The 24679-nt window shown below is 68.2% G+C and carries 25 protein-coding genes; 10 read left to right on the top strand and 15 right to left on the bottom strand.

Going from position 1 to position 24679, the window contains the following annotated elements; all coding sequences use genetic code 11:
- Nucleotides 1–61: 61 nt before the first annotated feature.
- From E0H50_RS25860 to E0H50_RS25840, 5 genes are read left to right on the top strand one after another with little or no spacing between them, the layout of a single operon-like run.
- A complete protein-coding gene (locus E0H50_RS25860; RefSeq protein WP_131293015.1) occupies nt 62–1489 on the top strand; it encodes an extracellular solute-binding protein in 1428 nt (475 codons plus the stop codon).
- Nucleotides 1489–2397: a carbohydrate ABC transporter permease gene (locus tag E0H50_RS25855; protein WP_131293013.1), complete on the top strand. Its 909-nt coding sequence runs from the start codon at nt 1489–1491 to the stop codon at nt 2395–2397. The genes E0H50_RS25860 and E0H50_RS25855 overlap by 1 nt, the downstream gene beginning before the upstream one ends.
- A complete protein-coding gene (locus E0H50_RS25850; RefSeq protein ID WP_131293011.1) occupies nt 2394–3215 on the top strand; it encodes a carbohydrate ABC transporter permease in 822 nt (273 codons plus the stop codon). Before E0H50_RS25855 ends, E0H50_RS25850 begins: the two co-directional genes overlap by 4 nt.
- Complete coding sequence (locus E0H50_RS25845) at nt 3215–4315, top strand: ABC transporter ATP-binding protein (protein ID WP_131293009.1); 1101 nt, start codon at nt 3215–3217, stop codon at nt 4313–4315. The genes E0H50_RS25850 and E0H50_RS25845 overlap by 1 nt, the downstream gene beginning before the upstream one ends.
- 52 nt (nt 4316–4367) lie before the next feature.
- Nucleotides 4368–5615 carry a CehA/McbA family metallohydrolase gene (locus E0H50_RS25840; protein WP_131293007.1) on the top strand — a complete coding sequence of 416 codons (1248 nt, stop codon included), beginning with the start codon at nt 4368–4370 and terminating at the stop codon, nt 5613–5615.
- On the opposite strand, the gene E0H50_RS25835 is transcribed toward E0H50_RS25840, so the two are convergent.
- The 3 genes from E0H50_RS25835 to E0H50_RS25825 all read right to left on the bottom strand — a co-directional run bounded on the left by E0H50_RS25835 (nt 5612) and on the right by E0H50_RS25825 (nt 7545).
- Nucleotides 5612–6028 carry an NYN domain-containing protein gene (locus tag E0H50_RS25835; RefSeq protein WP_238151211.1) on the bottom strand — a complete coding sequence of 139 codons (417 nt, stop codon included), beginning with the start codon at nt 6026–6028 and terminating at the stop codon, nt 5612–5614. The two genes, E0H50_RS25840 and E0H50_RS25835, sit on opposite strands and share 4 nt — an antisense overlap.
- A 99-nt stretch (nt 6029–6127) precedes the next feature.
- Nucleotides 6128–6949: an SDR family NAD(P)-dependent oxidoreductase gene (locus E0H50_RS25830; RefSeq protein ID WP_131293005.1), complete on the bottom strand. Its 822-nt coding sequence runs from the start codon at nt 6947–6949 to the stop codon at nt 6128–6130.
- Between the two features lie 2 nt (nt 6950–6951).
- Nucleotides 6952–7545, bottom strand: a complete 594-nt coding sequence (locus E0H50_RS25825; protein ID WP_131293003.1) for a TetR/AcrR family transcriptional regulator — start codon at nt 7543–7545, stop codon at nt 6952–6954.
- An 87-nt stretch (nt 7546–7632) separates the two neighbouring features.
- On the opposite strand from E0H50_RS25825, the gene E0H50_RS25820 reads away from it, so the two are divergent.
- Entirely contained in the window at nt 7633–8355 is a 723-nt protein-coding gene (locus E0H50_RS25820) for an SDR family oxidoreductase (RefSeq protein ID WP_131293001.1), read from the top strand.
- Nucleotides 8356–8451: 96 nt separating this feature from the next.
- On the opposite strand, the gene E0H50_RS25815 is transcribed toward E0H50_RS25820, so the two are convergent.
- The 8 genes from E0H50_RS25815 to ssd form a co-directional block, all read right to left on the bottom strand.
- On the bottom strand, nt 8452–9072 hold the full coding sequence (locus tag E0H50_RS25815; protein WP_131292999.1) for a response regulator transcription factor: 621 nt from the start codon (nt 9070–9072) through the stop codon (nt 8452–8454).
- 186 nt (nt 9073–9258) lie between these two features.
- Nucleotides 9259–9747 carry a pilus assembly protein TadG-related protein gene (locus E0H50_RS44550; RefSeq protein WP_420323257.1) on the bottom strand — a complete coding sequence of 163 codons (489 nt, stop codon included), beginning with the start codon at nt 9745–9747 and terminating at the stop codon, nt 9259–9261.
- Nucleotides 9744–10208: a TadE family type IV pilus minor pilin gene (locus tag E0H50_RS25810; RefSeq protein WP_131292997.1), complete on the bottom strand. Its 465-nt coding sequence runs from the start codon at nt 10206–10208 to the stop codon at nt 9744–9746. The genes E0H50_RS44550 and E0H50_RS25810 overlap by 4 nt, the downstream gene beginning before the upstream one ends.
- 123 nt (nt 10209–10331) lie before the next feature.
- A complete protein-coding gene (locus E0H50_RS43510; protein ID WP_202868334.1) occupies nt 10332–10778 on the bottom strand; it encodes a DUF4244 domain-containing protein in 447 nt (148 codons plus the stop codon).
- 123 nt (nt 10779–10901) lie between these two features.
- The gene (locus E0H50_RS43915; RefSeq protein ID WP_238151210.1) at nt 10902–11618 is read right to left on the bottom strand and encodes a type II secretion system F family protein; all 717 of its coding nucleotides are present in this window, start codon (nt 11616–11618) and stop codon (nt 10902–10904) included.
- On the bottom strand, nt 11603–12418 hold the full coding sequence (locus E0H50_RS25795; protein ID WP_131292995.1) for a type II secretion system F family protein: 816 nt from the start codon (nt 12416–12418) through the stop codon (nt 11603–11605). Before E0H50_RS25795 ends, E0H50_RS43915 begins: the two co-directional genes overlap by 16 nt.
- The gene (locus tag E0H50_RS25790; protein WP_131292993.1) at nt 12415–13593 is read right to left on the bottom strand and encodes a TadA family conjugal transfer-associated ATPase; all 1179 of its coding nucleotides are present in this window, start codon (nt 13591–13593) and stop codon (nt 12415–12417) included. The genes E0H50_RS25795 and E0H50_RS25790 overlap by 4 nt, the downstream gene beginning before the upstream one ends.
- 13 nt (nt 13594–13606) lie before the next feature.
- Nucleotides 13607–14677 (bottom strand): septum site-determining protein Ssd, encoded by a 1071-nt coding sequence (ssd, locus tag E0H50_RS25785; RefSeq protein WP_131292991.1) that lies wholly within the window; start codon nt 14675–14677, stop codon nt 13607–13609.
- A gap of 202 nt (nt 14678–14879) precedes the next feature.
- Between ssd and E0H50_RS25780 the strand changes: the two genes are divergently transcribed.
- Together E0H50_RS25780 and E0H50_RS25775 are read left to right on the top strand one after the other, a co-directional pair.
- Complete coding sequence (locus E0H50_RS25780; protein WP_131292989.1) at nt 14880–16643, top strand: glycosyl hydrolase family 18 protein; 1764 nt, start codon at nt 14880–14882, stop codon at nt 16641–16643.
- Nucleotides 16644–16671: 28 nt separating this feature from the next.
- Nucleotides 16672–18213: a glycoside hydrolase family 18 protein gene (locus E0H50_RS25775; protein ID WP_131292987.1), complete on the top strand. Its 1542-nt coding sequence runs from the start codon at nt 16672–16674 to the stop codon at nt 18211–18213.
- Between the two features lie 60 nt (nt 18214–18273).
- On the opposite strand, the gene E0H50_RS25770 is transcribed toward E0H50_RS25775, so the two are convergent.
- Both E0H50_RS25770 and E0H50_RS25765 read right to left on the bottom strand, forming a co-directional pair.
- Nucleotides 18274–19047: an SGNH/GDSL hydrolase family protein gene (locus E0H50_RS25770; protein ID WP_238151209.1), complete on the bottom strand. Its 774-nt coding sequence runs from the start codon at nt 19045–19047 to the stop codon at nt 18274–18276.
- Between the two features lie 88 nt (nt 19048–19135).
- Entirely contained in the window at nt 19136–20023 is an 888-nt protein-coding gene (locus E0H50_RS25765) for a LysR family transcriptional regulator (protein WP_131292985.1), read from the bottom strand.
- 71 nt (nt 20024–20094) lie between these two features.
- On the opposite strand from E0H50_RS25765, the gene E0H50_RS25760 reads away from it, so the two are divergent.
- Both E0H50_RS25760 and E0H50_RS25755 read left to right on the top strand, forming a co-directional pair.
- Complete coding sequence (locus E0H50_RS25760; protein WP_131292983.1) at nt 20095–21306, top strand: MFS transporter; 1212 nt, start codon at nt 20095–20097, stop codon at nt 21304–21306.
- Nucleotides 21307–21310: 4 nt separating this feature from the next.
- A complete protein-coding gene (locus tag E0H50_RS25755) occupies nt 21311–21760 on the top strand; it encodes an aminoacyl-tRNA deacylase (RefSeq protein ID WP_131466647.1) in 450 nt (149 codons plus the stop codon).
- Nucleotides 21761–21771: 11 nt separating this feature from the next.
- On the opposite strand, the gene E0H50_RS25750 is transcribed toward E0H50_RS25755, so the two are convergent.
- On the bottom strand, nt 21772–22674 hold the full coding sequence (locus E0H50_RS25750; protein ID WP_131292979.1) for a helix-turn-helix transcriptional regulator: 903 nt from the start codon (nt 22672–22674) through the stop codon (nt 21772–21774).
- A gap of 2 nt (nt 22675–22676) precedes the next feature.
- Entirely contained in the window at nt 22677–24353 is a 1677-nt protein-coding gene (locus tag E0H50_RS25745) for a chitinase (protein ID WP_131292977.1), read from the bottom strand.
- Nucleotides 24354–24679: the final 326 nt, after the last annotated feature.

The raw sequence follows: 24679 nt of genomic DNA, 5'->3' as shown, positions 1-24679 counted from the left end.
TGCCAATGTTTGACCGGCATGTCACTGGCACTGTGCTGGACCACTTCTGCAAGGAGCCCTGATGCGATCACTCTCGCGGTTGACCACCGCCGGCGTACTCGGCGCCGCGGCCCTCGCCCTGCTCACCGGATGCCTCGGCTCGTCCGACTCCGGCAGCGGCGACCAGGACGCGAACCGGAACGCCGACGCCAAGAAGGTCGAGCTGACCTTCGGGTCGAACTCGGTCAAGGGCGGCAAGAGCAGCGCCGGGGCAACCTTCATCCAGGACGTGCTGATCCCGAAGTTCGTCGCCGAGCAGAAGGGCAAGGGGGTCGACGTCACGGTCAAGTTCCAGGGCGACGGCTCCGACGACGAGGTCTACAAGCAGAAGCTCTCCCTCGACCTGTCGAACAAGTCCGGACCGGACCTGTTCCAGATCGACGGCATCTGGGTCGGCGAGTTCGCCCAGGCCAACTACATCAAGCCGCTCACCGAGACCGTCGGCGACGCCGCGAAGGTGGACGACTGGGACGGCTGGAAGCAGATCCCGGAGTCGGTCCAGGCGCTCGGCAGCTACAACGGCCAGCGGTACGGCGTACCCGGTGGCACCGACGGCCGCGTCCTGTACTTCAACAAGAAGCTGTTCCAGCAGGCCGGACTGCCCGCCGACTGGCAGCCGAAGTCCTGGGACGACATCATCTCCGCAGGTCAGGCGCTCAAGAAGATCGCCGGCGTGACGCCGATCCAGATCAACGCCGGCACCGCGATGGGCGAGGCGACCACCATGCAGGGCATTCTGCCGCTGCTGGTCGGCACCGGCGCGACCGTGAACTCCGACGGCAAATGGCTGGGCAACACGGCGCAGCTGCGCGAGGTCCTGGACTTCTACCACCAGGTGTACTCGACGGGCCTCGGTGATCCGGTGCTGCAGCGCGAGGCCAAGGGCCGGGACAAGTCGTTCGCCGAGTTCGCCGCGAACAAGATCGGCATCCTGCTCGAAGGCGACTACTTCTGGCGCAGCGTGGTCGAGCCCAAGGAGGGCGTCGCGAAGATGGCCGACCGGGACACCGCCGTCGGCTACGCGCTGATCCCGGCCCGGCAGCCCGGTGCCGGCGTGAAGGGTCAGGACTTCGTCTCGATGTCCGGCGGCGGCGCGACGGCGATCAACCCGAACACGAAGTTCCCGCAGCAGGCCTGGGAGTTCCTGCAGTTCATGAACTCCGCGGAGATGGTGAAGGAGTCGCTGGACGGCGCCGCCAAGATCACGCAGCGGTCCGACGTCAACAGCGAAGTACTGAAGAGCGACCCGATGCTGAGCTTCGTCGCCGAGAAGGTGCTGCCGATCACGCAGTACCGCCCGGGCCGGGCCGAGTACCCGAAGATCTCCGCGGCACTGCAGCAGGCGACCGCGGACGTGGTCGGCGGTAAGTCGACCGACGCTGCGGCCCAGGCCTACGAGAAGGCCGTCGAGGCCGCTGCGGGCGGCAAGGACAAGGTCACCAGTAACTGATGACGTCAGCTACCGCACCCGCGCGGGGTCGTGCCCCCGCGCGGGACGTCGCGGGCCTCGGGGTCGGCCGCGCACTCGGCTTCGTCGCGCCCGCGATGCTGCTGATCGGCGCGTTCCTGATCTTCCCCGCGCTCTGGACCATCTACATCGGCATCACCAACTACCGGTTGACCGGCGTCGAGGCCGTGTCGCCGTCGATGGTCGGCCTGTCGAACTACACGAAGGCGCTGAACGACGCGCTCTTCCACAACGCGTTGTGGCTGACGCTGCTGTTCGTGCTCGGCTCCGCGATCATCGGGCAGAACATCCTCGGTTTCACACTCGCGTGGGTTCTGCGCCGCGCCCGCCCGGTGGTCCGCCGTACGGTCGAGGCCTTCACGCTGCTGGCCTGGATCCTGCCGTCGACCGTGGTCGCGTACCTGTGGGTCGCGTTCTACGACCGCGACGGCGGCACGCTGAACAGCATCCTGGGTACGCCGGGGACCGCGTGGCTCATCGACTACCCGATGGCGTGCCTCGTGGTGTTCAACACGTGGCGCGGTACGGCGTTCTCGATGATGCTCTACTCGTCGGCGCTGCAGGCCGTCCCGCCGTCCCAGCTCGAGTCAGCGCGGATGGTCGGGGCGTCCGGGTGGCAGACGCTGCGGGACGTGGTGTTCCCGCACATCCGCGGGCATGTGCTGACCAACACGCTGCTGATCTCGCTGTGGACAGCGAACGACTTCTCACCGTTCCTGCTCACCAAGGGCGGGCCGAACCACGAGTCCGAGACAGTGCCGGTCTACATCTACAACGTGGCGCTGCAGGGCGGTGAGCTCGGGTACTCGTCGGCGATCTCGTTCCTGCTGCTGATCGCGAACCTCCTGGTCTCACTGGTGTACCTGCGACTCTTGCGGAGGCGCTCATGAGGCCCGGGTACGTCGTACGCCGGATCGGGTTCTACGTCCTGATCTGCGCGATCACGCTGTTCTTCGCCGTACCGATGCTGTGGATCGCGTCGGCGCCGTTCGACGCCTCGCCGGGCCTCGGGGTGCACTGGCCGGACTGGACGCTGGAGAACATCCGCAAGACGCTCGACCACCCGTATGCGATGCACTCGATGGTCAACTCGCTGCTGATCTGCGTGACGACCGCGGTCGCGGTGACTGCCTTCGCCGCACTGGCTTCCTACGCGCTGTCGCGAGTGCGGATCCCGGGCCGAGACGCCTTGCTGTACGGGTTGCTGCTGCTCTCCTCGGTCGTCACCGGCACGGCGGCGATGGTGCCGATCTTCGTGATGATGTTCCAGCTCGGGCTGATCGACTCCCGGTTCGGCGTCGCGCTGGTGATGACCGGCGGCCTGTTGCCGGCCGCGATCTTCATCCTGAAGGACTTCGTCGACGCGGTCCCCAAGTCCTACGAGGAGTCGGCGCGGGTCTTCGGCGCGTCCACCGGCCAGATCCTGCGGGACGTCGTACTCCCGGTCGCGCGGCCCGGGCTCGCGACCATCATGGTGTGGGCGTTCGTCAACTCCTGGGGCAACTTCCTGGTGCCCTTCCTACTCATCCGATCGATCGACAAGCAGCCCGGTGCGGTGCTGATGCAGACGCTCACCGACGAAGGCGGCAGCGTGAACCTGCAAGTGCTGCCGGTGTTCTCGCTGCTGTTCTCGATCCCGGTCGTCGTGCTGTACCTGCTGGTGAACTCGCGGTATGGGTTCCGCTTCCACGGAGGGATCAAGAGCTGATGGCGGGCATCGACATCGAAGGCCTCGCAACCGTCTATCCGAACGGCGTCCGCGCCGTCGACGGGCTGGACCTGCACGTGGCCGACGGCGAGTTCTTCGCCCTCCTCGGTCCGTCGGGCTGCGGCAAGACCACGCTGCTTCGCACGATCGCCGGCCTGGAGGCCGCGAGCGAAGGCACCGTACGCATCGACGCGACCGACGTCACCCGCACCGAGCCGGGCAAGCGCGGCGTCGCCATGGTCTTCCAGGACTACGCGCTCTTCCCGCACATGAGCGTCTCCGAAAACATCACCTACCCCTTGAAGGTACGCCGGGTCGCTGCCGCCACTCGTCTGGAGGTCGCGTCGCGCACCGCGGGCGAACTGTCGTTGGACGGCCTCCTCGAACGCAAGCCCGGGCAGCTGTCCGGCGGTCAGCAGCAACGTGTCGCTCTCGCCCGTGCGATCGCGTCCGAAGGCAAGGTCCTGCTGCTCGACGAGCCGCTGTCGAACCTCGACGCGCGGCTGCGCCTCGAGGCCCGTACGTTCCTGAAGAAGCTCCAGCGCGACCTGGGCATCACGACGGTCTTCGTCACCCACGACCAGGCCGAGGCCCTCGCGCTCGCCGATCGCATCGCGGTCATGGACTCGGGCAAGCTCCGGCAGCTGGGGTCTCCACGTGAGGTGTTCGCCCGGCCGGCCAACACGTTCGTGGCGAACTTCATCGGCTCGACCCCGATGAACCTCCTTCCCGGAAAGGTCCTGGGCGACGGCACGGTCTCCGTCGCGGGCGGTTCGTTGCCCGCGACAACCGTCTCCACGCCGGCGGACGCCGAGGTCACGGTCGGCATCCGGCCCGAGTACCTGACTCTGTCGACCGGCGACGTCTCCGGGCCCAGCCTCCGCGGCGAGGTCGTCGTCGCCGAGAATCTCGGCACCCAGTCCCTCGTCAGCGTCGACTGCGACGGCACCCTCATCGGTGTCACGGTGCCCGAGGAAACCGAGCCCGCCCCCGGCGCCCCGGTAGCCCTCACCGCCCCCGCCTCCCGAGTCCTCCTCTACACCCAGGAAACCGGCGAACTCCTCAACTCCGCAGACCACACAGCCGGAGCCCGCTCGTGAACCGGAGCCCGTTCGTGAGCAGGAGTTCGTTCGTGCGCTGGGAGATCGCCTGATGGCTGTCACGTCGTACCGTCGGCGCTGGACACTCGACGACCGCGCCGAGTCGGTCTGGCATTCGCTGCCGGTCGACATCCCGGCCGACTGCCCAGGCCTGCTCGTCACCCTCACCGTCCCGCCGGTCGAAGGCGCCGTCATCGACATCGGCTGCGAAGGCGCGGCCGGGTGGCGCGGGTGGTCCGGCGGCGCTCGTCAAACCTTCGCGATCACCCCGGAGGCGGCCACCCCCGGCTACGTAACCGGGGAACTCGAACCAGGCACCTGGTGGGTCGTCCTCGGCCTCCACCGAGTACCGGTCGAAGGCGTTGAGCTCCTCGTCGAAGCAGTCACCGGCCCAGTCGACACCATCCCCGGCCTCACGGAGTACGCCGACGCCTCGGCCGCAATCGCCGTACCCGCGCGACCACCGCGCCGTACTCTCCCCGCATCCCCCGGCCTGAAGTGGATCGCGGGCGACTTCCACGCTCACTCCCTCCACTCCGACGGCTCGACCCCGATCGCGAACCTCGCCGCACTCGGTCTGTCGGCCGGCCTCGACGTACTGGCTGTCACCGACCACAACACCGTCTCCCACCACGCCGAACTCCCCTCGCTCAGCAAACGCTTCGGCCTCGGCCTCATCCCCGGCCAGGAAGTCACCACCGACACCGGCCACGCCAACGCCTTCGGCGCCATCGGCCCGATCGACTTCCGCCAACCCGCTGCTACGTGGGTGGGTGAGGTCGCCAACCGCGGGGGTCTCCTCTCGATCAACCATCCGCTCGGCGGCGACTGCTCCTGGCGCCACCCGCTCCCCGAGCACCCACCGCTCGCTGAGATCTGGCACTCCTCCTGGCTGGACCACACCTGGGGCGGGCCCATCGCGTGGTGGCAGGCCTGGGGCCTCGAAGGCACGACGCCCATCGGCGGCAGCGACTGGCACAACCCGACGTCCATCACGCCACCCGGCTCGCCCACGACCTGGATCGCCGTGGACGCTTCCGCCGAAGGCCCCGACGAACTCCCCGCCGCCACCCTCGAAGCCCTAGCGGCCGGCCGTACCGCCCTGTCGTGGTCCTACACCGCCCCCGTCCTGGTCCGCGCCGACGACGAACTCATCGCCCTCGACGCCGCTAACTCGCTGGTCATCTCCCCCGACGGCACCCGCCACGCCATACGCACCGACAGAGCTCACCTCCCCGCCAGCCCCGGGCCGCATCTCCTCATCACTCACACCGGCAAGCTCCTGTCCACCTGCACCTAGTCGGACAGGGCGTCCAGTTGGTCCAGGAGCCAGCGAGGGCCAGTGGTGGTCGCGCCGATGGGTTCGACTCGCTGCCGCAGGCCGCGGTCCGCGGTGACAACAGTGACGGCTGGATGCTGTGACTGCGCAACGACCTCCGCCGTCACACTCACGATGGTGTCGTCACCGGAACCCGACGCCAGCACCACCCGAACGTGACCGGTCTCAGGCGCGCCATCCCCCGACACCGCCCGGCACGCAGCGCCCTCCAGCACGACGACGAGGTCCGTGTCACGCAACCGCTCTTGCAACGCCGTCAGCCGGGTCAGCAACCGCCGAGCCGCACCAACCCGATCCCGCCACCACCCGTCCGGGCGTGACCCGACAACGTTCGCAGCATCAACGACAACGACCTGACTCCGTCCACCATCCACCCCGCCAGTCTGCCCCTCCATGCACACCAGCGACGGCATCCAGCTGGCGCGGGTCATGACGGCGCCAACGGTGTCGTGCGGTCTGGTTGGAACTCGGGTTCAGGCGGGTTGCATGGTGAGTCTCGTACTGAGGTCCCAGACCTGCTGTTGGATCCTGGCGTTGTAGGCGTCCGGGTGAGCCCGAGCGACGCTGGTGCGGTCGTAGAACTGCCCGGTGACGCCTTCGAGTTCGGGGGCGAGGATGAGACGCAAGGTCGCGTTCAGTCCTGTTTCGAGGGAGTCGATGCTGTACCCGACCGAGTCCATGACCATCTTGGTCGGCATGTACGTGGCCGGGTGTAAGGCGTTGACAGTGACGCGCTGGGGGTCGAGTCGGCCGGCGAGCACGAATCCGGTGGTGATCATCGCCAATTTGGACTGACCGTAGGCGCGCACGCCGGTATAACCGTGTTCGAGCGACGGATCCTCGAGATCGATCGGGCTCTGGCCGATCGAGGCGACGTTGACGATGCGTGCGGGCGCACCGCGGTCGAGCAGCGGCAGGAGATGCTGGGTCAGGGCGAACGGAGCGAGATGGTTGACCGCGAAGCGGAGCTCGTTCCCGTCGACGGTGACTCGACGGTCCGACCCCTCGGGTTCGCCGGCACCGATGCCGGCGTTGTTGACCAGCACAGAGAGGTGATCGGACAGCCCGGCGATCTCGTCGGCCACGCGATGTACCTGCGCCAGCTCGGAGAAGTCAGCTCGGACTGTCTGGATCGACGCTTGCGCATCGGCCAGCGAGCCGGCCAGATCGTCGAGCCGAGCTTGGTCCCGCCCATGGAGGATGAGACGTGTCGCGGGTTCGTGTGCCAGCGCGCTGCTGAGCGACCGCCCCAGACCGTCGGTTGCTCCGGTGACGACGATGACCCGTTCGGGCATCCCTACTCCTTCCCAGGGTGTTCGGTCAGCAGTTGCTCGAGGGCGGCGATGTCGTCTTCGTCGAGCAAGCGCTCGGTGGCGAGAATCCGGTACCAGATCAGACCGAACACCACGTCGGCGGCGAATGCGCCGGTCAGACGATCGGGCTTGTCGCCACGTGCCGCGGCGCGCTCCACGATGGTCTCGAGCGCCGCCCTGCGCTTGAGCAGGAAACCATCGCGGAAGCGCCGGCGGAAGTCGGCGTCGCGCTGCGCCTCGGCCATCAAGGAGCGCAGGACGGGAGCCACGCCTGGGAACGCCATCAGGGCCGCGGAGTCCTGCAGGAACGCGTCCAGCTCAGCCTCGAACGAGCCCTGATCCGCCGTCGAGACCTTCAGATCGGCCTTGAGCGCCAAGGCTTCGAGCAAGACGTCTGCCTTGGTGGGCCACCAGCGGTACACGGTCTGCTTGCCCGCTCCGGCGCGGGCGGCGATGCCTTCGATCGTGAGATCTGGGTAGCCGACCTCGGTGGTGAGCTCGTAGGCCGCTGTGAGGATCGCGAGTCTGGTCTGCTCGCTACGCCTGCGGCCACGAGCGGGCGTCGTAGCACTGCTCATGAGCCTCACCCTAGCCCTAACGAGACGCAACGTCTAGAAATAGTGCTACCGTTGGCGAGACGCAACGTCTCGAATTGAGGAGTCAGCATGTCTTCAGCACTTGTCATCGGTGGCACGTCGGGGATCGGCCTGGCGGTCGCCGAGCAACTGGCCCGTCGGGGAGGCGTGGTCCACATCGCCGGCCGCAACCCCGAACGCTTGGAGAAGGCGATGACGGCCATCGATGCCGCCGTACCCGGCGAGGTCCAGGGACACGTTCTCGACGCGGCCGACGCCGAGGCGGTCGCTGCGCTCGCAGCGAGCATCGGCCCGATCCGCCACCTGGTCATCACCCTCGCGGGCAGCGGCGGGGCCGGTCCGCTCAGCGACCTTCCCCTGGACGGCCTGCGGCAGGCGTTCGATGAGAAGTACTGGCCAACGCTCATCGCGCTCCAGGCCACGCTCGCCCACCTCACTGCGGACGCCTCGATCACGCTCGTCGGCGCAGTCACCGCACGAGCCGCCATGCCCGGAACGGCCGGAATCGGATCCCTCAACGCCGCCATCGAAGGCCTCATCCAGCCACTTGCCGCCGAACTGGCGCCTGTCCGCGTGAACGCCGTCTCGCCCGGTTACGTCGACACACCCTGGTGGGACGGACTCGCCCCTGAGGCACGAACCGCTTTCTTCAAGCAGGCAGCCGAAAGCTTGCCCGTCAAGCAGATCGCCACGGCCTCGGACATCGCCGAGGCAATCGTGCTACTGGCCACCAACCCCAACATCACCGGAACCGTCATCGAAACAGATGGCGGTGCACGCCTCACCGCCTAACCCACCCACAGCCACCGACCCACCACGACCACCAACCTCCGGCGAGCCGCGGACTTCGCGGCTCGGGCCGGCGTTGCCCGGTCCTGGGCTCGGGGCCTAGTCGAGGAGCCAGCCGTTTCGTTCCGCGATGTCGACGGCGTCGGAGCGGGTGTGTGCGCCGGTCTTACCGATCGCCGACCAGAGCCGGGTACGGACGACCCGCTCGGACACGTCGAGTTCCTGCGCCATGACGGCAACCGATCCACCGTCGCGCGCCGCGCGCAGTGTGTCGGTCTCGTCCGCGTTCAACGGAGTCTCGGAGTACCTGAGGTTCTCGGCCGCGAGGTTCGCGTCGACCACGCGCAGACCAAGGTGCACCCGCCGTACCGCATCCGCCAGCTGCGGCACCGGACTGCCCTTCAACGCGAAACCCTTCGCCCCGGCATCGAGCCCGCGACGCAGATGCACCGGCCGACCGTACGTCGTGAGCATCACGACCCGGCACTCCGGCATCGACGTACGCAACCTGGTCGTGACGGTGATGCTGTCGCTGCCCGGACCGCCCGCATCGACCAGCGCGACGTTCGCGCGGTGCCGCTTGGCCGCACCGACGACATCGTCAGATCGGTTGAGCTCGGCAACGATCTCCAGATCGCGCTCGCGCTCGAGACCGCTGCGAAGCAAGCCTCGGCTGAGGATCTGGTCGTCGACCAGCAGCAGCCGAATCCGGTTGGGCAAACGAGCCTCCGAGGTAACCGACCGGGCGTCGGGGAAGTACGTCCGGGAAGATGAGCTGTACTCGGTTCCCGATCATGGAGCGCCCTCCCGTACGTCGTCCACATCAACGCGGCATCTCTACCAGATTGCGACCAGATCGCGATCACACCAGAACCGAGCGCGCAACGAGTGGTTGACGAGACGAGATCACAACGGCCCGGCACGCGCCGCCGCGGTCAGAGTCGGACGCGTCACGCGGAGGTCTAGCTCAAGCGCCACTTCAACAGTCACGGCGCCGGCCGCGACAACACACTCAGCCAGCCGCACCTTGTTGAGCACCGCGATCCGCTCTGCCGTCACACACGGTGCCGCGGGCAGCGCGTTGCCCTCAGACTGCTCAGGAGATTCCAGCTGCCCGTTGGAGCCGACGGGCAGGGCAGCGCGGAGGGACTGAGCGGTTCCGCGGGACTGAGCGGTTCCGCGGGACTGACCGGTGCCGAGTGATGCGGTCTCGAGGGATTGGTCTGTGGCGAGGGACTGGGCGGCGCTTAGGGCGGTTAGGTCGGCTGCGGCGGTGAGTTTGTGGCGGGCGGTCGAGATCGCTGACCAGAGGATTGCTGCGGTTACGGCTGTGAAGAGGAGCATGGCGGCGAAGAGGGTGTGGAGTGTGGCACTGCCTCGTTCGGTGCGGGTCATGGCGTGTCCGGTTCCGCTTGGAGGGTGGCGGTTGCTGTCAGGCGGGTGGGAGACAGGAAGTCGAGGAGGGGTGGTTTGTGGGCGGGAGTGGCGGTGACTGTCACTTGGATGTCTGATGCGTCGCGATGGATGACGATCGTCCCGGCGGGCACGGTGCGGTGACCGATCGCCTTTGCCTGATCGACCGACTCACCACGTGCGACAGCCCGAGCTACGTCGCGGGCGGCGTCGATGCAGCGGATGTTCAGCACGACGAGACCGACAGACCAGATCCCCAACAGCAGAAGAGAAACCAGCACAGGAAGCGCCAACGCCATCTCAGCCGTAACAGCCCCGCTCTCGCTTCGAACCCCACGACCAGCCCGAACCACGGGCTCGGGTCGGGCTGTGGGGGTGGGGTGGGGTGCTGTGGGTTGTGTGGTGGGGGTTTGCGGGGGCGGCGCGGCTTGGTGGTGGGGCATGGGGGGTCCTTTGGGTGGCGGCCGGTCGTGGAGGGGGCATCGACCGGCCGCCGGATTGAGGGGGTGTCGGCTTGACGGCGTCGGATGGCCGCCCGCAGGTGTGCGCCGGGGAGGGCGGGTGGGTCAGAGGTGTACGCCTTCTACGCCGGCGAGTTTCAGGCCGTAGTTGATGATCGATTTGAGGGCGTTCTGCATGGCGGGGGATCTGAGGAGGGCTACCAGGACGCCGCCGATGGCGCAGGCGCCGACGATCATGATGGCGTATTCGGCGGTTACGGCTCCGCGTTCTGCGCGGTGGCGGAGGCGGTTTATGCCTTTGCTGTAAAGGCGTCTGATGCCTGTGCTGCGGGTGCGGTCAGCTCCCGGTTGGCGGAGGAGGCTGAGTTCTGTCGTGCGACGGATCTTGGCTGCGCCGCGGGGGCGGAGGGCCCGGAAAGGGGTGAGGCGTGTGCGACGCACGCGGGTGCTGGTGTCAGGGGTGCTGAGCTCCAGTTGGCTGCGGGGGACGGGGCGCGGGGTGGCTTGGGTGGGGCGTGGCTGGTTGGTGGTGGCCAGTGCGGAGTTGGGCATTTGGGCCTCCTGCGGGTGGGCTGGGGCGCTGCGAGGGGTTGTCGATAAACGTGCCGTTGTGGGATCGCCTTTTTTCAAAGGAATTCTGGGCTGTGGATAAAGGCTTCAGCGGATGGCGGGCTGTTAGGGGTGGAGGAGGTTGGGGATCAGGGCGTCGGCGATGGTTGGGACGATTGAGAGGAGTACGAAGGCGGGGAGGAAGCAGAGGCCTAGGGGGAGGGTGGCTCGGGATTCTGCGGCTCGGGCTTGTTGGTCGGCGGTGTGGTGGTGGGATCGGCGGGTTTCGTCGGCTAGGTGTTCGAGGGTTTTGGAGAGTGGGGCTCCGGAGCGGAGTGAGCGGGTGATGGCGCGTGCCATGGGAGCGCAGGATGGTTCGGTGCGTAGGTGGGCCCAGGCGGTGGTTGGGTCGGCTCCTAGCGCCAGGTGGTGGGCGATCTTGGTGAAGACGTCGGCTAGAGGGCCGGGGAGAGCTTCGGCTACGAGGGTCAGGGCATGTTGGGGTGGGCGGCCGGCTCGGAGGCAGGCAGTCAGGAGATCGATCGCTAGTGGGAGGTCTCGGGCTATGCGGGCGTTGCGGTGTTTGGTGGTGGCTGGTTCTAGGCGGGAGAGGGCTCGGGGGATGGCGTAGTACGCGATCGCGGCTGGGAGTAGGCCCCAGGGGAGGCCGATGAGCGTGAGTGCGGCGAGGGACGCGGCGGTTGCGGCTAGCCGGTGGGATCGCGGGGACTGGGTGCGGGCGCGAGGTTGCGGTGGGGTCAGTCGGCGGAGGTTGGGGTGGGGCGGGATCAGGAAATAGATGCTTAGGGCAACAGCTGTGGCTGCGATCAGGGCGTGGAGCATCCGGAGTCTCGCGGGGTGGAGAGTTGGGTGGTCCAGTGGAGGCCGGTTGCGGTAAGGGCTAGGCCTGTGGTTAGGCAGAGCCAGCCGGGTGGGGTGGTGGTGAGGAAGGTGAGGGGGTGGGCTCCTAGGAGGTAGCCGAGGGTTATGCCGAAGGCTGGGAGGGTGGCGAGGATTCGGGCGGTGGAGCGGGCGCCGGCGAGGCTGGATTCGGTTTGGCGGTGGATTGCTTCGTCGGCTCGGAGATGGTCGGCGAGGCGTTCGGTGAGGGTGGCGAAGGCGGCACCGGATTCTTCGGTGACGCGCCAAGCTGCGGCCAGGGCGCGGAGGCTGGTTGCGCCGGGGCGGCGGGAGGCTCGGGTCAGGGCGGCGGGGACGTCGGCGCCGAGTTTGGCTGCGGCGTGGGGTAGTTCGAAGTCGGGGCTGATGGAGGCGGCACCTTCCAGGGCGGCGATGGGTGGGCGTCCGGCGGTGAGGTCGGCGGAGAGTACGTCGAGGGCTTCGATGATGTTGGCTCGTCGGGTTGCGATCGATTTCTGTTGTCGGTGGTGGGCTCGTTGGTGGGCGATCAGGGCGAGGATGGCGGCCGTTGCCAGAGCGGTGACGAGGGCTTGGGTGCCTAGCAGAGCGGTGGCTACTGCGGCTGGTGGGGCCAGGAGCAAGATGCGGGAGCTGAGGTAGTGGCGGGTTCGCTGGGGGCGGGTTGCTGGAGGTGTCAGGCGGTGGAGGCCTGGGGATCGGGGCGGGAGGGCGAACGTGCAGGTGACGAGGGTTAGCAATGCGGCGACGGCGGCTGGGGTCATGCGGCACCTGCGGGGGTTGCGTGAGCGGGCTTGGTGAAGACGTGGGACGGCGGGTGCAGGGTGAGGGTGTCGTCGGGGTGGAAGGTGACTGCGGGGTGGGTGGTCAGGGAGCCGTTGAGGGATCTCGTGAGGGTGTGGATCTCGGTGATGCGGCGGTGGCCGGTGGCGGTTCGGGTCAGGTGGATCACGGCGTGCAGGGCAGAGGCTGCTTGGCTGTGGACGGCGGACTGGGACAGGCCTGCCAGGGCGCCTAGGGCTTCCAAACGAGCGGGGACGTCCGAGGCAGAGTTGGCGTGGATGGTGCCGCAGCCGCCTTCGTGGCCGGTGTTCAGGGCGGTCAGCAGGTCGACTACTTCGGGCCCTCGGACTTCGCCGACGACCAGGCGGTCGGGGCGCATGCGGAGGGCTTGGCGGACCAGGTCTCGCAGGGAGATCTCGCCGGTCCCTTCGATGTTCGGTGGTCGGGCTTCGAGGCGGACCACGTGGGGATGATCGGGGCGGAGCTCGTTGGCGTCTTCGACCAGGACCAGGCGTTCGGCGGGATTCGCCAAGGAGAGCAGGGAGTTGAGGAGAGTTGTCTTGCCGGTGCCGGTGCCTCCGCTGATCAGGAAGGCGAGGCGGGAGTCCAGGAGATCTTGGAGGATTGCGGCGCCCGCTTGCGGGAGGGCGCCGGCGGCGACCAGGTCGTCGAGGGTGAAGACCTTGCGGGACGGGACGCGCAGGGACAGGCAGGTTCCTGGGGCGGCGATCGGGGCCAGTACGGCGTGGAAACGGGTGCCGTCGGAGAGGCGGACGTCGACGTACGGGGTGGAGTCGTCGAGGCGGCGGCCTGCTGCTGCGGCGAGCCGGGTGGCCAGGCGGCGGATGGCGGGTTCGTCTCCGGTGCGGATGGCGACGAACTCGAGGCCGCGGCCGCGGTCGATGTAGACCTCGTCGGGGCAGTTCACGAGGATGTCGGTGACGCCGGGCTCGGCGAGCAGGCTGTCGAGTGGGCCGGCTCCCAGGGCTTCTCGGCGCAGGGCGGTGACCACGGCCAGGACCATGGCGTCGCCGCAGATGGTGCCGCCGGCGCGGAGAGCTGCTGCTACGTGCACGGGAGTCGGCTCTGCGCCGGTGAGCGCGAGAGTGCTGCGGACGCGGTCGAGAAGACCTGCAGGTACGACGGTGTTGGTCATGGAGGCACCCGTCTCACAGTGGGCTGGGTGGAGGGAAGAGATTCAGGAGGGTGGTGGCGGTCCGGGTCAGAGAGCTTCGGGGGTTGAGAGGGAGGTGACCTTGGTCCATGGCGGTGGCGAGGCCTCGGACGTGGCCGAGTTTTGTTGCTAGAGGCAAGGAGAGGTGGGTGGCGACGTCGGTGGGCGCCAGTCCGGGGCGGGAGTCTCGGGCCACGACGCGGAGGTCGCCGGCGACGGCTCGGAGGGGGCCGGAGAGACGTTTGGCGGCTGCGACCGAGCGGACGTCGCACGGGACGACCAGCAGGGTCGCTGTGGAACGGATGAATCCCTCTTCCACGGCCGGATCCGCGCGGCGCGGCAGGTCGAGGACGACGAGGTCGGTGCTGCGCTGGGCGGCCCCGATCACCGAGCTCATCGTGTCCGGCGGCAGGACTGTGACGCCCGACTGATCCCAGGACAGGACTGACAACCCGTCGACGGAAGGCAACGCGGAGCGGAGGGCGGCGGCGCTGACCCGGCCGGAAGCGTTGAGAAGCTTGGGCCAGCGGTCGCCGGGGTCGTGCTCGATGCCGAGGGCAAGCTCGACGCCGCCGCCGAGCGGGTCGCCGTCGATCAGCATCGTGCGGAACCCGCGCCGGTTGCCGAGGACGGCCACCGCGGCGGCGAGGGTGGTCGAGCCTGCTCCCCCGCAGCCGCCGACGAACGCCAGGGTGACGGCGGAACGGTCGGCGCCGTCCAGGGCATCCGCAAGCTTGCCGGCGAGCAGCGGCTCGTCGTCGGGTAGTCGGCAGACGGCATCGGCGCCGACATCGAAGGCGCACCGGTAGAGGTCGTCGCCGTCCGCGGCCGAGCCGACGACGACCACTCCTGGCCGGTGCGCGGGTTGAACGCGGGCCAGCGGCTCGGCGAGATCGCGGCCGATGACGACCAGTGAACAGGTCGGCCACTTGCGCCGCAGACCGAGCAGATGAGTCTCCACCTGGGGCGTGACGGAGGCGGCCGCGGACAGCCGGAGCAGGTCGTCGAGCAGGGCTTCGTTGGTAGTTGCCATCAGCACCGATGGGGTTGGTGAGTTCGTGTCCATACCAAGAACATGCCGTTGCCGGGCCGCTTCCGGGAACGCGATCGGGTCCTTGTGGACAAAGGATTGTCGGGTTTCCGTCAGCAGCGGGAACCCGCCACGACGAGCCCGCGACCAACCCGCCGGGAACGGTTACCGTTCCTTTCGAAGCGTCTTTAACTAAATTTCACCGGACCGCTTCCGCCCCATCGCTCCGGAGGAACAGATGAGTCGATTACGCATGCTCGCCGCCACAGCCACCGTCGCGGCCACCGCCCTGATCACCGCCGCCGGCGTCTCGCTCGCAAGCCCCGACGCCACGACGGCCACCGCAGCCGTCGCGGCGCCGCAGGCGACCAGCGGCGGCGTCAAGACGGCGTACTTCACCCAGTGGGGGATCTACGCCAATGCCTTCTACCCCAAGAACCTGATCACCACCGGAGCCGGCGCGAAGCTGGACTTCCTGAACTACGCGTTCGCCAACATCGATCCGGTCAACCACACCTGCTTCATGGCCAACAAGGCTGCGTCGCAGGACGAGAACAACCCGAACGCCGGGGACGGCGCCGGGGACGCGTTCGCCGACTACGGCAAGTCGTACGGCGCGGACATCAGCGTCGACGGCGTCGGCGACGTCTGGAACCAGCCGATCCAGGGCAACTTCAACCAGCTCAAGAAGCTGAAGGCGAAGCTGCCCAACCTGAAGATCCTGATCTCGATCGGCGGCTGGACGTACTCGAAGTACTTCTCCGACGCCGCCTCCACCGACGCCAAGCGCAAGGCCTTCGTCAGCTCCTGCGTGAACATGTTCCTCAAGGGCGATCTGCCGGTGATCGACGGCTTCGGCGGTCCCGGTACGGCGGCCGGCATCTTCGACGGTGTCGACCTCGACTGGGAGTACCCGGGTTCACCCAACGGCCACGTCGGCAACCACTACAGCGCTGCCGACAAGCAGAACTTCACGTTGCTGCTGGCCGAGTTCCGCGCGCAGCTGGACGCGTACGGCAGCCAGACCGGTAAGAGGTACTACCTGACCGCCGCGACCCCGGCCGGGCAGGACAAGATCGCCACGATCGAGACCGACAAGATCGGGCAGTACCTCGACTACAACAACGTGATGACGTACGACATGCACGGCGGCTGGGAGGCCACCGGGCCGACGAACTTCCAGGACCCGCTCTACACGGCGCCGAACGATCCGAGCAACCCGATCCCACCGGGGCAGGGCAAGTACTCGGTCGACTCCGCGGTGAAGGCGTGGACCACCGGCGACCCGGCGTACGGCATCCCCGGCGGGTTCCCCGCGAACAAGCTGACCATCGGATATCCCTTCTACTACAGGGGATGGAAGGGTGTGCCGGCCACCGACAACGGCAAGTACCAGACCGCGACCGGACCGGCCGATGGACACGCGCTGAGCGGCAACGTGCCGGGGGTCTCGTTCTACAAGGAGCTCACCGGCTTCGTGGACAACCCGTCCGCCACGCACTTCGACGACGCCACCAAGTCGTCCTGGTTCTACAGCAACGGCACGTTCTGGTCCGGTGACAACGCCCAGTCGATCAAGGCGAAGGCCGACTACCAGCACTGCAACGGGCTGGCCGGCGCGATGATGTACTCGCTCGAGGCGCTGGACCCGGGAGTCACCCTCTTCAACAACGTGGTCGACTCCGTCAACGCCGACACGGCGGGCTGCAGCGGACCGCCCACCACTCCGCCGACGACGCCTCCTACGACGCCGCCGACCACCCCTCCCACAACACCGCCCACAACACCGCCCACAACACCGCCCACAACACCGCCCACAACACCCCCGACGACGCCGCCGACCACACCGCCCGGTACGGCGACCCCGTGGGCCCCGAACACGACGTACGCGACCGGTGCGCTCGTGAGCTACGACGGCGTCACCTACAAGTGCATCCAGGGCCACACGTCCCTGGTCGGCTGGGAACCGCCGAACGTCCCCGCACTCTGGGGCCGGGTCTGATCACGTACCGCCCACTGATCGGAGCATCATGAAACGCATCACCTTGGCGATAGCGGCCGTCACGGCCGTGGTCATCGCCCTGCTGACCGCACAGGCAGCGAACGCGGCAGGTGTCACTGCCAGCTTCACCAAAGTGTCCGACTGGGGCAGCGGCTTCGAGGGCAAGGTGACCGTCACCAACGGCACCACCAGCTCTCTCAGCACCTGGTCGGTCGCTCTGGACTTCCCGTCCGGCTACACCGTCAGCTCGACGTGGGACGCCATCCACACCAGCAGCGGACAGACGCACACCTTCACACCGCCGAGCTGGGCCGGTCCGCTGGCTCCCGGCGCGGCTGTCTCGTTCGGCTTCAACGGCAGCCCGGGCAACTTCCCCGGCCTCGCCGCGTGCCGCTTGAACGGCGGTTCGTGTTCAGGTGGCGGTGGCGGCACCGTCCCGGGCGCTCCCACAGGCCTCTCCGGTACAGCGTCAGGTACGTCGGTGAACCTGAGCTGGTCCGCTACATCCGGAGCCACCAGCTACAACGTGTACCGCAACGGTACGAAGGTCGGTTCGCCGACTGGAACGTCGTACACGGACTCCGGTCTCACGGCGAACACGTCGTACAGCTACCAGGTCAGCGCGTCCAACAGCGCCGGTGAGGGTGCGAAGAGCAACAGTATCTCGGTCACCACCGGCACCGGTGGCGGGAACACGGGGACCAAGCGGGCCGCGCCGTACCTCTACATGGGCTGGGGTGACCCGCCGAACCCGGCGACCGTGATGAACGCGACCGGCATCAAGTGGTTCACCATGGCGTTCATCCTGTCGTCCGGTGGCTGCAACCCGGCCTGGGACGGCAGCCGCCCGCTGCAGGGCAGTGCCGACGCGACCGCGATCTCGCAGATCCGTGCGGCCGGCGGCGACATCGTGCCGTCGATCGGCGGCTGGAGCGGCAACAAGCTCGGCCCGAACTGCAGCACGCCCGAAGCGCTCGCCGGGGCGTACCAGCAGGTCATCAACGCGTACGGCCTGAAGGCGATCGACGTCGACATCGAGAACTCCGACGAGTTCGAGAACGAGGCCGTCCAGGACCGGATCCTGAACGCGCTGAAGATCGTCAAGCAGAACAACCCGGGGATCCAGACCATCCTCACCTTCGGTACGTCGACGACGGGTCCGACGTACTACGGCAACCGGCTGATCGACCGGTCGAAGGAGCTCGGCGCGAACATCGACATCTTCACGCTGATGCCGTTCGACTTCGGCAGCTCGAACATCTACAACGACACGGTCGGCGCGTCCACGGGCCTGAACAACAAGCTGAAGTCCACCTTCGGCTGGTCCACCGCGGAGGCCTACGCGCACCAGGGCATCTCCGGCATGAACGGTCTGTCCGACCAGCAGGAGATGACCACGACCGCGACCTGGCAGAACATCACCAACTGGGCGAAGAGCAACGGGCTCGGCCGGCTCGCGTTCTGGTCGGTCAACCGTGACCGCGGCTGCGCCGGCGGCGGCGTGGTGTCCAACTGCAGCGGTATCGCCCAGGGCGACTGGGACTTCACCCGCATCACGGCAGGTTTCTGACACCGAGGCTGGGTGCGGCCACCAGGCCGCACTCAGCCGCACTCAGCCACGCTCAGCGACTCAGCCGGCCTTGATCGCCTCGATGATCAGGCCGTTGCGGGCGTTCTGCCCGAGCGGGACCGACGGGTGCAGGCCGTCGCGGAGCAGGCGGGCCAGGCGGTTGGGGCTGGAGGCCAGGTGCTCGGCCCAGTGCACGATCCGCAGGTTGTCGTAGCGGCGCTGGGCGTCGGCGAGCTGCAGGTTGATCCAGGCGCTGTTGCGCTGGTCCGCGACCTTGATGTCGGGGCCGTGCGCGGTGCGGGCCGCCTGCACGTTGACCCAGTACACGATCCGCTCCTCGCCGACGATCCCCATGGTCCGATCGACCTGAGCCTCGACGGCGGGCGGCGTGAAGATGTCGTTGGACCCGACCGACATCAGGATCCGGTGCGGCAGGCCGTACTGCTGTGCCCAGAGGTCCAGCGCGTCGACCGCCGGCGTCACCGGACGTCCGGCCCAGTTGTGGACCGCGATGCTGATCCCGAGCTGGGTCAGCTGCTTGGCCAGCGCCGGCCCGTCCTGGACGCCGATGCTGTCACCGAACATGAAGACGCCGTCGGTCTCCCGGGTCTTGCGGATCTGCTGCTCGTTCGAGATCGCCCGCGCCTGGCGCTCCCAGGCGCCGAGCACACCCGAGCCGTAGGCACCGAGGGAGAGCTGCCCACTCGAGGTGGCCACCGGGGAGCCTGGGACCGCCTCCGCCGCGGTGGCGGCGACCGTCGACGCAGCCGCCGCGGTCCCGGCCGCGAACAGCAGCCGGCGACTCGGCCGGAACGAACCCAGACGCTTCCTCACGAGGGAAAGGGTGCGGGGGAAAGCCCTCTCTGTGCAAGTCGACACCGCGAAATTGGGACGAACGCTACGGAAGTCACGGTCATCAAAGTCAGCTGGCCGTCACCGGGCGCGATCGGACGAACGTCCGGAACCGCTCGGCCGCGGGCGTCAGCGGCATGCTCTGCCGCCACGCCATCCCGATCTCCCGCCGGGCCCGTACGCCGGCCAGCGGGACGGAGACCGCGCCGCTGTCGTTCCCGCGGACCGCACCGGCGGGCAGGATCGCCACACCGAGACCGGCACCGACCAGACTGTCGATCGTCGCGAGGTCGGTGGCCTCGAACGCCAGCTGCGGGCTGAACCCGGCCTCCTGGCACAGCCGGTCCGTCACCCGCCGGAAGCCGAACCCGGGCTGGAGACCGACGAACGCCTCGTCCTCGGCCGCCTCGAGCTCGACCCGGCGGCGAGAGGCCAGCGCGTGACCTGGCGGCACGTGGAGATGCAGCCGCTGCCGCTCGAGCAGGTGCCAGCCGAAGCGTGCGGGGTCCGGCCGGGGCGCGATGATCGCGATCTCGGCCTCACCGCTGTCCAGGTCCTGAACGATGTCGTGCGCCGGCTCCTGCCGCAGCGCGAACCCGATGTTCGGCGCCACCGCCCGGAAGGCCTTCAGCAGGTCCGGCAGCAGGCTGGTCGCGACCGAGTGCAGGAACGCGAGCCGTACCGTGCCCGACTCGGGGTCGAGCAACGCGTCGATCCGGCGCTTCGCCGTATCCACCGCCGCGGTCCCTGCCCGCGCCGCCTCCAGCACCAGCCGTCCGTACGGATTCAGCCGTACGCCGCGACGCTCCCGCTCGAACAGCGGCACCCCGAACGCCCGCTCGACCCGCTGCAGCGACCGGGACAGGTTCGGCTGACTCGTCCCCAGCGCGGCGGCCGCCTCGGTGAGGTGCTCGGTCTCCGCGAGGACGACGAACCACCGCAGATCCTCGACATGCATGCGGCAATCGTATCGATTTCTGCTGAGATCGACATTTTACGTATCGCTCCAGCCGTGCGACCGTCGAAGACATGCACCAGTCCGTCGCCCGCCAGACCGGGTACCTGCCCGGAGACCCGGAGTACCGCAAGCTGTCCGTCGCACTGTTCGCGGCCGGGCTGGCGACGTTCGCTCTCCTCTACAGCACCCAGCCGTTGCTGCCCCAACTTGTCGACGCGTTCCACGTCTCGCCCAGCCAGAGCGCGTTCAGCGTGTCCTTCGCGACCTTCGGCCTCGGTCTGGCGTTGCTGATCGCCGGTCCGGCGTCCGAGGTGCTCGGCCGGACCAATCTGATGCGTTGGTCGGTCGCCGCGACGTCGGTGTTCGCGCTGCTCAGTGCGTTCGCGCCGACGTGGCACCTGCTGCTCGCGCTGCGCGGTCTGCAAGGAATCGCGATGGCCGGACTCCCGGCGGTCGCGATGGCGTACCTGCGCGAGGAGGTGCACCAAGACAGTCACGCGCGGGCCAGCGGCCTCTACATCGCGGGTACGGCGGTCGGCGGTATGGCGGGACGCCTGATCGCAGGCGGGTTGTCTGACCTCGGCGGGTGGCGGTTCGCGACCGCCGGGATCGCCGCGGTCGGCGTACTGTGCGCAGCTGTCGTCTGGCTGTTGCTGCCTGCGTCGCGGAACTTCCACCCGAGCGCCGCACGACCACACGACCTCTTCCGCGTGCTGCGGGACCCGGCGCTGCTCGCGCTGTACGGGATCGCTGCGACGGCCGTGGGCGCGTTCGTGGCTGTCTACAACGGAGCGGTGTTCCGGCTGTCGGGTTCGCCGTACGAGCTGAGCGCCGGTGCTGCCGGGCTGGTCTTCTGTGTCTATTTGCTTGGCTCAGCTGGGTCTGCCACCGCTGGGACGCTGGCGGATCGCTACGGCAGGCGCAAGGTGGTGCCGATCGGGTGCCTGATCACGCTGGCTGGTGTGGCGATCACCCTGGCGGCTCCGCTGCCGTTGATCGTGCTGGGTCTGGCTGTGATGACCGCGGGCTTCTTCGCGGTGCACGGCGTGGCCAGCGGCTGGGTGCCGGCGAGGGCGCACGCGAGCGGAGTGGGAACGGGCCAGGCGTCGAGCATGTACCTCTTCTCGTTCTACCTGGGGTCCTCTGTCTTCGGAGGGCTTGCCGGTACGGCGTGGAGCCGCGCGGAGTGGAATGGGGTGGCGGGCGAGGCTGGAGTGTTGTTCCTCGTGACGCTGGTGCTCGCGCTGCTGCTGAAGAACGTTCCCAGCCGGGTGCAAAACTAGGCTGGTGACCAAGGCGACTGACGCGGCTGACCAGTTGGGGCTCTCCTACGAGGTGACCAGGCACGGCCGGGTGAACTCGCTGGAGGAGGCCGCGGCAGCGCGGGGCATCGAGCCGGCGCGGCTGATCAAGACGATCGTGGTGCGGCTGTCGGACGACGACTACCGGTTCGTGCTCGTGCCGGGGGATCGCGAGATCGCGTGGCCGAAGCTGCGGACCTTGCTTGGAGTGAATCGGATCTCGATGCCGGACAAGGACACGGCGTTCGAGGTCACCGGGTATGTCCGCGGGACGATCACTCCGCTCGGGAGCACGCGCGAGTGGCCGGTGATCGCGGATGAGCGGATCACCGGCACTATCTCGATCGGCGGCGGTGACCATGGGGTCGGGATCACCGTCGATGCAGAGGCGCTCACGAAGGCGCTAGGCGCCACCGTGGCGGACGTAACCGACTGAGAAGGGCGGCGCTACACGAGTAGGCCTTGTTGGCCGGCTCGGAGGCCGGCTTGGAAGCGGGTGGTGGCGTCCAGGGCTTTGAGGATGCGCTGCATTCGGCGTTCCACGGTCCGTTGGGCCACGCCGAGGCGGCGGGCGATGGCTTGGTCTGTCAGGCCGGCAGCTGCCAGCGACAGCAACTGTTGGTCGTCGGCGCTCAAAGGCCCTTCCGAGACCGACGGAGTCAGCGGACTGGCCTGCCGCCACAGCAGGTCGAACAGCCGCAGCAGCGCGTCCAGGAGGCTGGACGGCCCGAGCTCCACGACGACGTCCGGCCCGGTCGGGAGCAGCGCCGTGCGGCGATCTACGACGACCAGTTCCAGCGGTACGTCGCGCAGCATCCGGCAGCAGCCCGACGATCTGGCCGCGACCAGATCGCCGGGCTCGGACAGCGAAGCCATGTCGTAGATCATCCGGTACGTGACGCCGTGCGGGGCGGACACGGCGTACGGCAGGCGGTCCAGCACGAGTACTTCGTCCTGTGCGCACTGCTGTGCCTGGTAGAACCGCTGGGCGATCGCCTCGGCGCCACGGATGACCCTGAACGCGTCGGGCTGTCTGAACTCGGCCGTCAGCGCCGCAGCCCCCAGTCGAGCCTCCACGATCGCCGCCTGTTTCCGCAGCGCGAGCAGCTCGACCGCGGCCTCGGGTACAGCGGGCACGTACCGGGCTGGCCGGCCTGGCGTTCGGGACGCCAGGCCGAGGGACAGTAGTGACCTGAGGTGCCGGCTGACGCGGTTGGCCGGCCAGTCGACGGACAAGGCCAGAGAGGTCGCCGTGGACTCCGGGCGGGCCAGAAGCGCCCGGTAGAGCTGCTCGTCCTCCGAGCAGACACCGAGCGCCTCCAGCAGCGGAGCCGGTCGATAGTTGTGCATGGTCAGGGCAGTGCGTGGACGTGGCCGCCGACCTGGGTCGCGAACTGGTTGCCGTTCGACGCGTCCCAGTTGGTCGACCAGGTCATCGCACCGCGCAGCGACGGCCACGGAGTGCTCGGCTTGTAGTTCCCGCACCCGGTGCCCTTGGTGAGGCAGTCCAGTGCGTTGTTGACGACCGACGGCGCGACGTACCCGCTTCCGGCCGCGCTGGACGACGCCGGGAGGCCGAGGCCGACCTGATCGGGCCGCAGTCCGCCCTGCAGCATGATGCAGGCCTGGGCGGTGATGAAGTCGACCGAGCCCTGCGAGTACACCTGCCCGTCGCAGCCGTTCATCGAGCCCGAGTTGTAGTACTGCACGTTGACGATGGTCAGGATGTCCTTGATCGCCAGTGCGAGCTTGAAGTACTCGAACGAGGTGCTCTGCATGTCGATCGTCTGCGGCGCCATGGTGATCACCAGCCCGCTGCCGAACTGGCTCTGCAGGCTCCGCAGCGCCTGACCCATGTACTGCGCGTTGACCCCGTTCTCCAGGTCGATGTCGATCCCGTCGAACCCGTACTCCCGCAGCACCGAGAGAGCGCTCGACGCGAAGTTGGCGGCGGCCGTCGGGTCGGCGACCGAGATGGTGCCGTTCTGACCGCCGACGGACAGGATGACCTTCTTCCCGGCCGCCTGCTTCGCCGCGATGTCGGCCTTGAACTGCGCAACCGTGTACCCACCGAGCCCGGCGCTGTCCAGGGTGAACGTGATGCCGCCCGGCTTCGACGCGTCGGCGTCCGCGAAGGCCACCGCGATCAGGTCGTACGCCGCCGGCACGTCGGAGATCTTCTGCACCGTCGCGCCGTTGTTGAAGTTCTGCCAGTACCCGGTGAGCACGTGGGCGGGCAGGCTGCCGACCGGAGGATTGGTGCCGCCGTCGGACGTGGTTCCCGACACCGCCGCGCCGTACGGCGAGCAGTTGCCGCTGGGGTCACACGCCCGGACCTTGAACGAGTACGTCGTGGCAGCCGAAAGACCCGTCGCGGTCCAGCTGGTGACGTTGCCGACGCTTTGCGCGGCCCCGGTCCCTCGTACGACGTCGTAGTGGTCGATGCCGTTCGCGTCGGACGCGGCGGACCAGGTCAGCTTCAGCGAGCTCGAGGTCGGGCTGCCGACCGCCAGACCACCCGGGGTCGACGGCGGCGTGGTGTCCGGAGCGCCGCCGGGGCCGTCCAGTACGACGTCGTCGACCTGGTACGCCGGGAGCGCGTACCAGCTGTGCACGTAGATCGTCACGGAGGACGAGGCACCGGTGGTGAACGGCACGGTCAGCTGGCTCCACCCGGACGACGTCGTCCACGTACTGGGACCACCGTCCACTCCGAGGTAGACGTTCGATCCCTTCACCCATGCCGACAGCGTGTACGCCGTATTGGGCTGGACCGCTATCGACTGGGAGCACTTGGCGATGTCGCCGGAACTCGGCGTCGCCGACAGGGCGTAGGAACCGGAGTGCGGCGCGGACGTCGTGACGCCGCCGGCCGGGCACGACCAGCCGGAGAGCGTGCCGGACTCGAAGCCGGCGTTCGTGACGAGATTGGTGGCCGCGGAGGCCGGACCGGGGACCAGGAAGGCCATGACAACGGCGAGCAGGCTGATGACGACCGCTGCCTGGGGGCGGTGTGCAGGCGGTTTCATGCCTTACAACCTGTGACCGCTCAATTACATTGTCAAGACCCTGCATAAAGTGAGAACGCTCCCACGCGCAGAAAGCTGAGAATCTTTACCAGTACTTGGCGAAAGGGAGAAAGGCGACGGCCCCCGGCGGGGGGGTGACCGGGGGCCGTCTTCGGCCACGGGCTCGGGGGGAGGAGCCGGGGGCCGTTCAGGAGGCGACAGTCTGCCACTGTCAGGGGGTATTTACCCCCTGGTTCCAGGATTCACACATCTCAGTTCAATTTCAACCGATCAGGTTTCACCCGGGTGCCAGTAGCGCCCGACAGGCGCTTCCAGCCAGTGCCACT

Source organism: Kribbella sindirgiensis (assembly GCF_004331435.1).
GTDB lineage: Bacteria > Actinomycetota > Actinomycetes > Propionibacteriales > Kribbellaceae > Kribbella > Kribbella sindirgiensis.
This window is presented reverse-complemented; position numbering and strand designations above follow the sequence as displayed.

What these genes read in the sequence shown, in the direction of transcription:
- E0H50_RS25860 (WP_131293015.1), top strand. Translation starts at nt 62, where the DNA reads ATGCGATCACTCTCGCGGTTGACCACCGCCGGCGTACTCGGCGCCGCG.
- E0H50_RS25855 (WP_131293013.1), top strand. Translation starts at nt 1,489, where the DNA reads ATGACGTCAGCTACCGCACCCGCGCGGGGTCGTGCCCCCGCGCGGGAC.
- E0H50_RS25850 (WP_131293011.1), top strand. Translation starts at nt 2,394, where the DNA reads ATGAGGCCCGGGTACGTCGTACGCCGGATCGGGTTCTACGTCCTGATC.
- E0H50_RS25845 (WP_131293009.1), top strand. Translation starts at nt 3,215, where the DNA reads ATGGCGGGCATCGACATCGAAGGCCTCGCAACCGTCTATCCGAACGGC.
- E0H50_RS25840 (WP_131293007.1), top strand. Translation starts at nt 4,368, where the DNA reads ATGGCTGTCACGTCGTACCGTCGGCGCTGGACACTCGACGACCGCGCC.
- E0H50_RS25830 (WP_131293005.1), bottom strand. Translation starts at nt 6,949, where the DNA reads ATGCCCGAACGGGTCATCGTCGTCACCGGAGCAACCGACGGTCTGGGG.
- E0H50_RS25825 (WP_131293003.1), bottom strand. Translation starts at nt 7,545, where the DNA reads ATGAGCAGTGCTACGACGCCCGCTCGTGGCCGCAGGCGTAGCGAGCAG.
- E0H50_RS25820 (WP_131293001.1), top strand. Translation starts at nt 7,633, where the DNA reads ATGTCTTCAGCACTTGTCATCGGTGGCACGTCGGGGATCGGCCTGGCG.
- E0H50_RS44550 (WP_420323257.1), bottom strand. Translation starts at nt 9,747, where the DNA reads ATGACCCGCACCGAACGAGGCAGTGCCACACTCCACACCCTCTTCGCC.
- E0H50_RS25810 (WP_131292997.1), bottom strand. Translation starts at nt 10,208, where the DNA reads ATGCCCCACCACCAAGCCGCGCCGCCCCCGCAAACCCCCACCACACAA.
- E0H50_RS43510 (WP_202868334.1), bottom strand. Translation starts at nt 10,778, where the DNA reads ATGCCCAACTCCGCACTGGCCACCACCAACCAGCCACGCCCCACCCAA.
- E0H50_RS43915 (WP_238151210.1), bottom strand. Translation starts at nt 11,618, where the DNA reads ATGCTCCACGCCCTGATCGCAGCCACAGCTGTTGCCCTAAGCATCTAT.
- E0H50_RS25795 (WP_131292995.1), bottom strand. Translation starts at nt 12,418, where the DNA reads ATGACCCCAGCCGCCGTCGCCGCATTGCTAACCCTCGTCACCTGCACG.
- E0H50_RS25790 (WP_131292993.1), bottom strand. Translation starts at nt 13,593, where the DNA reads ATGACCAACACCGTCGTACCTGCAGGTCTTCTCGACCGCGTCCGCAGC.
- ssd (WP_131292991.1), bottom strand. Translation starts at nt 14,677, where the DNA reads ATGGACACGAACTCACCAACCCCATCGGTGCTGATGGCAACTACCAAC.
- E0H50_RS25780 (WP_131292989.1), top strand. Translation starts at nt 14,880, where the DNA reads ATGAGTCGATTACGCATGCTCGCCGCCACAGCCACCGTCGCGGCCACC.
- E0H50_RS25775 (WP_131292987.1), top strand. Translation starts at nt 16,672, where the DNA reads ATGAAACGCATCACCTTGGCGATAGCGGCCGTCACGGCCGTGGTCATC.
- E0H50_RS25765 (WP_131292985.1), bottom strand. Translation starts at nt 20,023, where the DNA reads ATGCATGTCGAGGATCTGCGGTGGTTCGTCGTCCTCGCGGAGACCGAG.
- E0H50_RS25760 (WP_131292983.1), top strand. Translation starts at nt 20,095, where the DNA reads ATGCACCAGTCCGTCGCCCGCCAGACCGGGTACCTGCCCGGAGACCCG.
- E0H50_RS25750 (WP_131292979.1), bottom strand. Translation starts at nt 22,674, where the DNA reads ATGCACAACTATCGACCGGCTCCGCTGCTGGAGGCGCTCGGTGTCTGC.
- E0H50_RS25745 (WP_131292977.1), bottom strand. Translation starts at nt 24,353, where the DNA reads ATGAAACCGCCTGCACACCGCCCCCAGGCAGCGGTCGTCATCAGCCTG.